The 12207-nt window shown below is 38.4% G+C and carries 10 protein-coding genes; 6 read left to right on the top strand and 4 right to left on the bottom strand.

The features are described 5' to 3' along the window. Positions 1–36: 36 nt before the first annotated feature. Both AACV01_RS17505 and yajD read right to left on the bottom strand, forming a co-directional pair. On the bottom strand, positions 37–555 hold the full coding sequence (locus AACV01_RS17505; RefSeq protein ID WP_004249011.1) for an Hcp family type VI secretion system effector: 519 nt from the start codon (positions 553–555) through the stop codon (positions 37–39). A gap of 787 nt (positions 556–1342) precedes the next feature. Further along, entirely contained in the window at positions 1343–1690 is a 348-nt protein-coding gene (gene yajD, locus AACV01_RS17500; RefSeq protein ID WP_004246674.1) for an HNH nuclease YajD, read from the bottom strand. A gap of 224 nt (positions 1691–1914) precedes the next feature. Here yajD and AACV01_RS17495 point away from each other — a divergent pair, with 224 nt between their 5' ends. Beyond that, the gene (locus tag AACV01_RS17495) at positions 1915–2454 is read left to right on the top strand and encodes a DUF2058 domain-containing protein (RefSeq protein WP_004246675.1); all 540 of its coding nucleotides are present in this window, start codon (positions 1915–1917) and stop codon (positions 2452–2454) included. A gap of 19 nt (positions 2455–2473) precedes the next feature. On the opposite strand, the gene AACV01_RS17490 is transcribed toward AACV01_RS17495, so the two are convergent. Then, entirely contained in the window at positions 2474–3172 is a 699-nt protein-coding gene (locus tag AACV01_RS17490; RefSeq protein ID WP_004250012.1) for an RluA family pseudouridine synthase, read from the bottom strand. Positions 3173–3358: 186 nt separating this feature from the next. Between AACV01_RS17490 and AACV01_RS17485 the strand changes: the two genes are divergently transcribed. The 4 genes from AACV01_RS17485 (at position 3359) to AACV01_RS17470 (ending at position 7999) form a co-directional block, all read left to right on the top strand. Next, the gene (locus AACV01_RS17485; protein ID WP_004249014.1) at positions 3359–3835 is read left to right on the top strand and encodes a cold-shock protein; all 477 of its coding nucleotides are present in this window, start codon (positions 3359–3361) and stop codon (positions 3833–3835) included. 131 nt (positions 3836–3966) lie between these two features. After that, entirely contained in the window at positions 3967–4707 is a 741-nt protein-coding gene (locus AACV01_RS17480; RefSeq protein ID WP_004246678.1) for a MurR/RpiR family transcriptional regulator, read from the top strand. A gap of 351 nt (positions 4708–5058) precedes the next feature. Beyond that, positions 5059–6615 carry a PTS transporter subunit EIIC gene (locus AACV01_RS17475; protein WP_004246679.1) on the top strand — a complete coding sequence of 519 codons (1557 nt, stop codon included), beginning with the start codon at positions 5059–5061 and terminating at the stop codon, positions 6613–6615. Positions 6616–6628: 13 nt separating this feature from the next. Continuing rightward, positions 6629–7999, top strand: coding sequence for a class-II fumarase/aspartase family protein (locus AACV01_RS17470; RefSeq protein WP_161682234.1), 1371 nt, complete (start codon positions 6629–6631; stop codon positions 7997–7999). An 89-nt stretch (positions 8000–8088) separates the two neighbouring features. Here AACV01_RS17470 and AACV01_RS17465 read toward each other — a convergent pair whose 3' ends face one another. Continuing rightward, a complete protein-coding gene (locus AACV01_RS17465) occupies positions 8089–9405 on the bottom strand; it encodes a sodium-dependent transporter (protein WP_004246681.1) in 1317 nt (438 codons plus the stop codon). 560 nt (positions 9406–9965) lie between these two features. Between AACV01_RS17465 and fdhF the strand changes: the two genes are divergently transcribed. After that, on the top strand, positions 9966–12134 hold the full coding sequence (gene fdhF / locus AACV01_RS17460) for a formate dehydrogenase subunit alpha (protein WP_004249015.1): 2169 nt from the start codon (positions 9966–9968) through the stop codon (positions 12132–12134). The last annotated feature ends 73 nt before the right edge of the window (positions 12135–12207 follow it).

Raw genomic sequence — 12207 nt, 5'->3', positions numbered from 1 at the left:
GTAAACGAGCCCCTAAGGACTCGTTTAACCCATGACTTATGCTTCGAGTGGTGCACGCCAGTCATCTGCACCTGAAGTCCCGGCAACAGTATGCTCCCAGTCAACTTTGCGGTAAGAGAGGGAGACTTCGATAAGTTGCGTGAAGTCGGCTTTAGCCGGATCTTGGCAATGAGGCATTTGGCAATCGATGTTCACGATAGTCGCGTCAGTTAGCGTCGTGGTAAAGAAGTGCTCTTGTTTACCTTCTACCGAGGTGCGATACCATTTTAGCTCGACTTTTGGCAACATTTCGCCGGAAGCCAATGCGTTATACAGCAGGGGAACCGCTTTATTTAATGCCACGGTAAAACGAAATGGTTTATGCGCACGTTGGCCGGAAGGTTGTCCTGATTGCGGATCGGTCGGAACCGTCACCACGTGAGAAAATGCTTGTACCAACATTTGGTCTTCATGACCTTGTACATAAATGTTGCCGACAGAATCTGCAGTAAACGCGCCTGCAGTGATGTTGCCCTGAGTTTTTCCTTCAATGGAAATATAGCAAGGAGTTGGCATAATGAGATCCTTTTATTAAAAATGACAAATTAAATTAAATGATTGTCTTAAAAACAATCCGTTAGTTATGTCCGTCATCTTAGCCAGTGCGCACGGTAAGACTTGATTAAAGGATAATAAAAGCTTATCAATAGGCTGTAAACCGCCCCTTGCTGTTGTATCTCTCTAGGATAAGTCACTTAGCGTAAACTGGTTGAAATATCGCTATATCATGCTGAAAAAATAATCATAAAAAGTGTTTGTTAGCATAAAATATGATGAAGAAATAGACAAATTGCTCGCAGCCCAGTAAACACTATGTACATAAAAAATAAATTTTTTGCTAGTGCTTTTATCACGAATTAAAGTTTTGTAAATACTTGATATTTAATGGTATTAATTCTATTTCTTATAAATATTTCACCATTTTTCTTTTTATTGTTATTATTTCTCTAGATTATTAATCTAAAATAATTACCTTGTTTGAAATAATATTTTTAATATTTCGTGTTTGTAAGTGATATTACCAATTTAAAGTGTTTTTATAGTGAGAGAAATCCATTTAACTCCACATAGAAACAATAAAAACTATTGAAAAAATAATATTTTTTTTAATTGGCTATATTAAATTTAAACAATTCCAACATTTCTGATAGCGCGATAGTCAGTTATCGATAAGATAAAAATAATAGTTTTACTAATATATAGAGTAGCGGGGGATATGAATTATTGGCAGTGTATTAACGTTCTATAATAGATTAACACACTGCAGTATCTGATTTATTTCTCAGTCGCGATAACGATTAGATCACTTTTTCTTATTCAGCATTGCTTTTAAATCAGCAAAGGGGTTATAGGTTGCTTGCCCAACATCATCTTGGGCATCTTCCCCTGCTACAACGGTAGAGCCGTACTCTTCTGCTTCTGTGTATTTTGAGTGCTCATGATCATGACAATACAGACACAGTAACTCCCAGTTACTGCCATCTTCGGGATTATTGGTGTGGTCGTGATCAATATGATGAACGGTTAATTCACGCAGATTTGAATAGACAAATTCACGAGCACAACGTCCACAAACCCAAGGGTAGAGTTTTAGCGCCTTTTCGCGGTAACCGCTTTCTAGTTTTGCATAGTTTTTGGGGATCACAGCCATGGTTTATTTTGCCTGTTATAAATGATAGAGAAAGTTTTTTGGTTACTTCTCAATATACCCTAATGCATTAAGGGAGCCAATGTGATTAACACAACGCTTACTCAGCAAATAACATCGATATGGTGATGAGTGTTATTATGATAATTTGCGTTGTTGTAACGAGATGCAGTCTTAAAAATTACAGGTATAATTTCGGGCATTATTGAGCAAAATTAGGCATAAAAATGGCAAAACTTACCTTACAAGAGCAGATGCTAAAAGCGGGATTAGTGACAAATAAGAAAATGGCTAAAGTACAGAGAACGGCGAAAAAATCGCGTGTTCAGGCCAGAGAAGCGAAAGAGGCTGTAGAAGAAAAGAAACGTTTACAGCTTGAGCGTGATAAACAACTTAGTGAACAGCAAAAACAAGCAACCTTATTAAAAGAGTATAAAGCGCAAGTTAAACAACTTATTGAGATGAATAGAATTACCCCTGCTAAAGGCGATATTGATTTTAAATTTACCGATAATAATGTGATTAAAACGCTTGAGGTGGATAAAGTAACACAATCTCAATTAATTAATGGTCGTTTAGCTATTGCACGTTTAGTGATTGATAGTGCCGGAAACAGTGAATATGCCATTATTCCTGCGAGTGTGGCAGATAAAATCATGCAAAGAGATGCAGATTGTATCTTATTAAACAACACATTAAGCCAAGCAGAACAAGACGAAGATGATCCTTATGCTGATTTTAAAGTGCCAGACGATTTAATGTGGTGATTTTAAGGGTGGCTTGATATTAAAACGGCGAAGGTAGATAAATATCCATCGGTTGCTCACTAATAGGGTGAATAAAATGTAACTCACAGGCATGCAACATTAGCCGTGGGGTATGCTCTGTTCCTGATAATAATAGGCCACCATACAAATCACACCCTAAAATAGGGTGTCCTAAATATTGGCAATGGATACGCAATTGATGTGTTCTGCCTGTTTCTGGTGTGAGTCGCACGCGCGTTAAAGGTAATCGGGTGCCATCAGCAAGAGTCTGATAAAACCGTTCGATAACTTGATAGTAAGAGCGCGCAGCTTTGCCTTGTGTGGTGCTAATTGACATACGTGGAAAGTGTTGTGGATCTTTCGCGATAGGCGCTTCTATAACACCACTATCATGTTGCAAATGGCCACATAATAGGGCGTCATAAGCTTTAGTGACGGTGCGCTGGCTAAATTGTTGACAAAGTGCACGGTTAATCGCTTTATTCAGGGCAATAACCATCACCCCCGATGTGCCAAAGTCTAAACGATGAACTAAGGTGCACTCGGGAAACAATGGTACTAAGCGATAATGAACAGAATCGATATTTTGCGGGTTTTTACCTGAAAGGCTTAGTAAACCTGATGGTTTGTTTATTACCAGTAGATGTTCATCTTGATAAAGATACTCAATCTTGTCATGGCAAATGGGGGCAATAAAGGTATCAATAATCGTCGACATCAAATTATCCTGATCACAAAAGTGCACTGATCATAGCTAAATTTCAGCCGATTGGCGACTCAAACCACAATATGCTTAGTGACTCAATTTAAACACTAATAGGCAAAGGCATAGTCTGAATGCAGATTGTGCTTTATACTGCATAGAGAAAATTGAGTAATAATGATCATGTAGGCGGTAATGGCAATGAATGGAACAATCACAAAATGGTTTGAAGATAAAGGTTTTGGATTTATCAAAGATGAAAATGGGGATAATCGCTATTTTCATGTGATTAAGGTTGCCAACCCTGATCTTATTAAAAAAGATGCAATAGTCACGTTTGAACCCACGACCAATATGAAAGGGTTATCAGCCTATGCAGTAAAAGTGATCCCAGACAGTAAATATATCTTTATTGCCGGAGAGCGCGTTAAGTTAACGTCAATTAAGTCTTATCGTGTTTATAGCGAACAAGTACCCGTTAAAACGCATATTGATAAAGAAAATACAATATTATCGGTTGGTATGCTAATGAACAGTATTAAGCCTAAATCTGAGTCGGCAGCAGATCAAACGCGTACTTTGAAAAAAATTGATATCATTACTTATCACGGCAAAGTATTAACCTTTACTGATGATGAAGTCGATATTGATGCAACAGTCAAAGTGATTAAGGCTTAATTGAGATAATGCGCTTCTGTTTTTAACTCAATAGCGCAATGGATCACCTTTGTGATTAAGCATATTATGCAGTAGAGTGTAATATGCTTAACTGATTGTTTTATCATGATTATTAATTGATTAGGTGAGATATGCTGGATTTTTTAAAAAATTATGACAATTTAACTGTCAGTGAAAAGAAAGTATTAAAGTATCTTACCGATAATATCGCCGATATCCCCTATTTAAATATTAATGATTTAGTCGCTAAAACCTTTGTATCAAAAACGGTAATTATTAATTTATCGCAGAAGTTAGGTTTTAGTGGCTTTAAAGAGCTAAAGTTTCAAATTAATAATTATATTCTTTCGCGTAATAAAATAGAAAAGAGTGATCACTCATCTTATAAAAAACAACTAGAGAAGAATATTAATAAAAGCTTTACCCTCATCAATGAAGAGCAAATTAAAGAGTGTGCTAAAACACTACGCCATTCTCGTAATATTTTTATTGTGGCAAGGGGAACAAGTAAAGCAGTCGGTTATTATCTTGAACACTTATTGTTTGCACTGGGCCTGCATTGCTTTTTTATTAATGATTATAACTTATCAGATTCGTTTACACGTTTAGTGAATGAAGATGACACGGTTATTTTTATCTCTCTTTCAGGGGGAACTAAAAAGATCATTGAAACGGCAAAAATTGTGCAGTTAAAAGAGGCAAACATTATCAGTATGACAGCCTTTAATACCAATGAGTTAACCAGTTATGCGACGCATACGCTATTTTGTTTCGCGGATAATCATGATACGAAAAAAGATGATACCAAGTCACGAATTGGTTTTTTTATTTTGGTTGATTTGTTAATAAATGAAATAGAAAACCTACTTTAAACATTATTTTTTAGTCTCAGAATTATCTCTTCAAGATTAACTTTTTCACGGCCTTATTCTTTACTATATTAATAAATTTAATGTGTTTTAAGCTAAAATAATAATTTATTTTAAAAACACCTTTATTTTCAATTTGTTCAATATCTCTTTAATGGGCTATTTATTAATAATAGAACATTCTATCTTCAAAAAATTATTATTTATTAAATTATTTTTTAATTTAAAAGACCTAGGTCATAATAAATGACCTAAGATAATATTTAAAACTAGCCCGCCATTCATTTTATAGATAACTCAATGCTAGAGTACTTTTGTCATTTTTCTATATTCGAGAAGTCATAAGGAAAAAATATGGCCAAGAAAAAATTCAGCGAATCCATACAGCGCTTTGGTAGGACCCTACTCCTGCCAATCGGTGTTTTAGCGCCTATCGGTATGATACTGGGTATCAGTGGCGCTTTAGTTCAGTCTTATATGATTGCACGCTTTCCTTTCCTGGGGAATGAAACAGTCAATGCATTATTAGTGAGCATCCGCTCTATTGCAGGGGTCGTGTTTGATAATATCCCACTGCTATTTGCTATGGGGGTGGCTTATGGTATGAGCCATAAAGACAAGGGGATCGCCGTGTTTGCCTCCGTTGTCGGCTATTTAACCTTGATTAGCACCATTAATATTTGGCTCGTTTTGACGGGGAAACTCGCTGATCCTGCCGTAATGACTCAAGTGGGGCAGATCAAGGTGTTAGGTATTCAAACCATGAATATCAGTGCCGCAGGGGGGATTATCACCGGATTAATTGCCGCTTGGGCGACAGATAAATTCTATAACCTTGAACTTCCTACCGCTTTTGCCTTCTTCTCCGGTAAAAAATCCGTTGCCATTATTATGGTGGGATTAATGATTGGCGTAGGGGCATTACTACCCTTTATCTGGGAAGTCTTGGTGATGGGATTAACAAAACTTTCCGCGGTCTTCCTGAGTCCTGTCGGACCATTCTTTACAGCAGGGGGAGAGCGACTGTTTATTCCATTTGGTTTACACCATGTATGGAACGTGTTGTTTAGATTTACCGAAGCAGGTGGCTCTTACGTTATTGATGGACAAACCTATGTGGGTGTTGTTCCTGCCATGACAGAAGTGTTGTTTAACCAAGGGCCAAGTAGTGAATATTGGTCAATGATGCCAAGCTTAACGCGTTTTATGGCACAACAACAAATGCTGGTCACTCTGTTCTTATTCCCAGCAATTGCCTTAGCAATTTATAGAACGTCGAAAAAAGAGAATCGCGCAGAAGTTAAATCTATGTTGGTGACCATGGTATTAACCGCCATGTTAGGTAACGTCACTGAGCCACTCGAATTTACCTTTGTGTTTATTGCGCCACTTTTATATCTGATTTACGCCATTATTGTTGGTATTGGTGCGGTTTTACTCTCTTTTGCTGGCGTGGCGATTGGCTATATCCGAGGTACGGTATTTGACTTCACCATCTTTGGTCTGCTCTATGAACATACCAACTGGATCTACTTAGTGATTATTGGTTTAGGTCTGGCGGTTGTCACTTACTTCATTTTCTACTGGGCCATTATTAAGTTTGATATCAAAACACCGGGTCGTGAAGAATCAAGCAATATGAAAAATACGCTTATTAAAGAGAAGCGTTATGGCGAAATTGCGGAGATCTTAATTCGCGCTTTAGGCGGAAAACAAAATATTCGTAACGTTGATAACTGTATTACTAGACTCCGTGTCGATATCGGTGAAGTAAATCAAATTGATAAAGAGTTAATGTTGGAATCAGGTTGTACAGCATTCTTTATTCCTGCAGCGAACCATGTCCATATTGTTTATGGGCCAAAAGTTGAGTTTGTTCGCAATGCTGTTGATGAAGCAATGAAGAAATAACAAAGGATACAAAATGAGAGCGTTATACGATTCTAAAAGTAAAACAATCGATGATCGCGGTATTAAAGCGCTGTTATCCAATGAAGCTAAATATTCAACTTGGTTGATGTTTGAGGCGATGCTCGCTCAAGCTCAAGCTGAACACGGTTTTATTCCACAGTCAGCGGCTGATGAAATTAAAGAAAAAGCGGTTATTGAGAATATCGATTTTGAAGAAATGAATCGCATTTACCAAAAAATCGGTCATGGTTTCGTGCCCTTTTTAAAAGTGTTAGTTAAGGCATGTTCCCAAGAGAGTGGTAAATATGTGCACTACGGCATTACCACGCAGAATATTCAGCAAAGTTCACAGCTTTATATGATGAAGACAGTGCACCATAAATTTATGTTGCTACTTGGGGAGATCATCGAAAATTTAGCTAACTTGGCAGAAAAAACCAAACATATGGTCATGCCCGGTAGAACACATGGCCGCCATGCTATTCCTATTACTTACGGCTATAAAGTATCGGTCTGGATCAGTGATTTTATCGACTGTTATCAGCGTATGAGAGAGTGTGAAAAACGCGTCTTTACTATCATGATGGGCGGTGCTGTGGGTGCATTTAACTCAATGCCAGAAGTGGGTATGAAGGTGCAAAAACGTGTGGCTGAATTAGTTGGTATGGAAGCGATGGAGGTGCCTTCTCGTAACCTTAGTACACATAAATTAGAGTATATGGCTAATTTGGCATTGATGGCTAATATCTGCCATAAAATTGGTGAAGAAGTTTATAGTACGACACTTGAGGAAATTGCGGAAGTTTCAGAAGGGTTTACCAAAGGTACAGTTGGCAGTAGCACTATGCCGCATAAAATTAACCCTAAACTGGCTAAAGGGATCATCGCTAACTCACAAAAACTGTATTCTTTACCCAGTGTGGGTATGTATTCTGCGGTAAGACCTTATGAAGGGGATAGTAGCTCCTATATGTTATTTGATGGGTTACTGGAAGAGGCATTAGAGCTGACAACAGAAATTCTATTAAGAACAGAAGAGCTTTCCAGAACAATAGTACCGCATGAAGAGAGAATGCTACATAACGTCATGAGAAATAAAGGATTAGATAATACAGAGTACGTTATGATGAAAATGGCAGAAAAACTAGGCAAAGATAAAGCACACTCTTTATTGTATGAAGAGGCGATCAAAACAGCGGCAGATGGCGAAGATTTCTATACTAACTTGATAAAAAATCCCATTATCTCTGCGGCATTTAGCCCAGAAGAAATTAAAGCAATGCTTGATCCAAGAGCCTATATCGGTTTATCGGTGGAAATTGCGGAGAAAGAAGCTAAACGCGGGCATGTGGCTAGCCAAGAAATTAAACAAAACTATCAATAAGTCTATTAATAAATAAAGTTATCAAGTATCCAAACATCGGGGATAATTAGTCAGAGAGCTTCTTAAATAAGAAGCTCTCTTTTTGTTTTTTAACCAATCAAACCATGTACCAATATTATACCGATACAGATAGGGCCGATATAACGCCAAACTAATAATAAGCATTGGCGTTTTGCTCCAGTAATATTATCTGGAATAACCGCATTGGCTCTACGTGACCAGCCAAAAATTAAACACATCGCAATACCAAACAGTGGCATTAAGATATTGGAGGTTAAGTAATCCAATAAATCAAAGAGTGTTTTGCCCCCTAAAGTTACATCACTCATAGGACCAAATGATAATGAAACTGGGATACCCATTAACATAATAGAGGCTGTGACCACTAAGCCAGCTCTACGGCGAGTCCACTGAAAACGCATTTGTACATAAGCGACGATATGTTCGAGTAATGAAATTGCAGAGGTTAATGCCGCCATTAATAATAAAACAAAGAAAGTGACCGCCAAGATATTGCCACCAGGCAAGTTAGCAAAATAGACTGGCATGGTCATAAAGGTTAAGCCTGGGCCAGCATTTGGCTCTAATCCAGCAGCAGTTAACGCAGGGAAAATCATTAAGCCTGCTAAAACACACACTAAACAAGAGAGGATCACAACCCACATACTAGAGTTAGCAATAGTCTTATTATCCGCTAAATAGGCGCTATAGGTAATATGAATACCCAAACCGATAGACAGCGAGAAGAAGGCTAATCCCAGCGCATCTAATACCCCTTGTGGGGTTAATTTACTAAAATCAGGATATAAGAATAATTTTAAACCTTCTGAAGAGCCGGGTAAGCTAATACCGACAATAATCAAAATAATCATGATAATAAACAGTAATGGCATCATGATCTTGACGGCTTTTTCTAATCCGCGTTGAACACCCGCTAATACGACAAAACATGTTAATCCGGCAAACACCAAGTGAGCAAGAATAGGCCATAAAGGGTCACTGATAAAACGGGTGAAGATCCCCGTTAATTCACTACTATCAGTAATATTTAATTCACCAGTAGCTGCCATAATGGTGTAACCAATAGTCCACCCCCCGACAACACTATAAAAGCTATAGATACACCATGAACTAAATACACCAATGACACCGATAATTACCCAATTACGTCCCATCATCTTTTTGAAGGCATTAACGGCTTCGGCATGGGTGCTACTACCTAAAATATTTTCAGCTAATAAAACAGCTAATCCGATAATAAAGCTAAATAACAGAAAGACGACGAGGAATGCACCACCTCCATTATTGGCGGCGACATAAGAGAACTTCCAAATTGCACCAATACCAATGGCAGAGCCAGCGGCTGCTAAAATATGGCCTACACGAGATGTCCATTGTTGGCTCATTTTGCCTCCGATTTCATTATGTTAATGATAGAAACGGTTGCCGAACAATAGTGTATTGCAAAGGTGTGATAACCCTTAATCCTTGTAGTGGAACGAGACATCATAAAAACTCCCCTAAAAACAGTTCCACCAGCAGGGTTATAAAAAAACCACCTTACTGGTGGCTTTAGCAAAAAATGAACGAGCTTGGCCACCCTAATAAAGTAGGAGTAGATGTAGGCCTAGAAGTCGATTGTTAGTGTTAATGTTCATGTTTTTGCTCTTTATTGAAATGAATTTGGTTTGTTGCACTGATTTATTGAATGCCACTGCTAACAAATAACTATTTTGTTATATCATAAAAACAAATTAATGAAAGCCCTTTTTTTAAAAAACTTGATAACGTTTTGATAACTTTTGCTCAGAAAATCTTGTCGACAAAAATGTCGATATAACCTTGGTAGCCAGTGACAGAAATACTATCTACTTATTTTTAAATGGTTTTTTACTTGGCATAAATTGTGCTTAGTTGGATGTTCTTTATGACTCTTTTACTCCCTAGTTAGGGGAAAGGATATCAAATGAACAAAATCAACTCCGTCTGTCCTTATTGTGGCGCTGGCTGCAAAATCAATCTCTGTGTCGAAAATGGTCGAATAATCAAAGCTGAAGGTGCCAATGGTGTCACTAATCAAGGCGAGCTTTGTTTAAAAGGTCTCTATGGATGGGATTTTTTAAATGACAATAAATTACTGACAGCCAGAATTCATCAACCGATGATCCGCCGACAAAAAGGGGCTGATTTTGAAATTGTCAGTTGGGATGAAGCGATTGAGTTTACGGCTAAAAAGTTACTCGCAATTAAAGAGAAATACGGTGCTAAATCTATTATGTGCACCGGCTCCTCTCGGGGTACAGGTAACGAAACCAATTTTGTGATGCAAAAATTTGCTCGTGCTGTACTGGGTAATAATAATGTTGATTGCTGTGCCCGTGTTTGTCATGGCCCTTCTGTTGCTGGTTTACAAGAAACACTAGGCAATGGGGCAATGAGTAATTCCATTGCTGATATTGAAGATTCAGATTGTTTGTTGGTGTTTGGTTATAACTGTGCCGATTCTCACCCTATTGTGGCGCGCCGTGTGGTGAAAGCGAAACAAAAAGGGGCCAAAATTATTGTTTGTGATCCCCGTAAAATAGAAACAGCGAAGATTGCTAATCAATATCTTCCCTTAAAGAATGGCACCAATATGGCGTTAGTTAATGCATTTGCCTATACGCTGATTGATGAAGATCTTTATGACAAAGAATATGTGAGTCGTTACACCGAAGGTTTTGAAGAATATAAAAAACAGCTGGTGGATTATAGCCCTGAAGCAGTAGAACGTATTGTTGGGGTTTCTGCAAGCGAGATCCGCCAAGCTATGCGCACTTATGCAGCCGCAAAAACAGCCACCATTATGTGGGGAATGGGGGTAACACAATTTGGTCAAGCGGTAGATGTTGTGAAAGGGCTAGCGAGTTTAGCGTTATTGACGGGTAATTTAGGCAAACCACATGCAGGGGTTGCTCCTGTTCGCGGGCAAAATAATGTACAAGGTGCTTGTGATATGGGGGTTTTACCCAATATGTTCCCCGGCTATCAAAGTGTGACAGATGAAGGTATTCGTCAAAAATTTGCTCAAGCTTGGCATATTCCGGTTGAAAAACTCGATCCGCAAGTGGGTTATCGCATTACTGAAGTCCCTCATTTAGCCATTGAAGGTAAAGTGAAAGCTTATTACATCATGGGAGAAGATCCACTTCAAACTGAGGCAGATTTAGGTCTGGTTAGAAAAGGTTTTCAAGCGCTCGATTTTATTGTGGTTCAAGATATCTTTATGACGAAAACGGCCGAGCAAGCAGATGTCATTTTACCTTCTACCAGTTGGGGTGAGCACGGTGGTATTTTTACTTGTGCTGATAGAGGTTTTCAACGTTTTGAACAGGCAGTACAAGCACGTGGTAACGTTAAACGTGATTGGGAAATCATTAGTTTATTAGCCACGGCTATGGGCTATCCAATGTCTTATACAGATAATGAAGAAATTTGGCATGAGGTAAGAGCATTATGTCCGCTATTTTTCGGTGCGACCTACGAAAAATTAGCGGGATTAGCCCATATACAATGGCCTTGTCCTGAACTCGATCATCCGGGAACACCCTATTTATATTCAGATAATCGATTTACAACGCCATCAGGTAAAGGGCAGCTTTTTGCTACCGCATGGCGCGCTCCCGCAGAGTTGCCTGATGAAGAGTATCCAATGATTTTATCAACGGTACGTGAGGTAGGGCACTACTCTTGTCGCTCAATGACGGGTAACTGTAAAGCATTAGCATCATTAGCAGATGAACCGGGGTATGTGCAAATTCACCCTGATATTGCTAAAGCGGCAGGTATTGCTGATCAAGAAATTGTTTGGGTAGCATCTCGTCGAGGTAAGGTGCTGTCACGGTGTAATCTAAACGAAACCGTTAATAAACAAGCTATTTATATGACTTATCAATGGTGGATTGGTGCATGTAACGAACTGACACAAGATAATCTCGATCCTGTTTCAAAAACCCCAGAAACTAAATATTGTGCTGCACGAGTGGTGAAGATTGACGATCAAAAATGGGCAGAAAGCCAAGTCGCTCAAGATAATCACGCCATGAGAAGTCGTTTAATTAATTTAGTCGAGCAAGCAAAAACAGCAACACACTAAATTAATCACTCAAGAGAAATATAACAAAATCAATGGAGGCTATTTGGCCTCCATTTTTATTCTGTTTATTTAT

This window comes from Proteus sp. G2609 (assembly GCF_963896135.1).
GTDB classification, from domain to species: Bacteria; Pseudomonadota; Gammaproteobacteria; order Enterobacterales; family Enterobacteriaceae; genus Proteus; species Proteus mirabilis.
The sequence above is the reverse complement of the archived record's forward strand: the minus strand, read 5'-3'. Positions and strand labels throughout refer to the sequence as shown.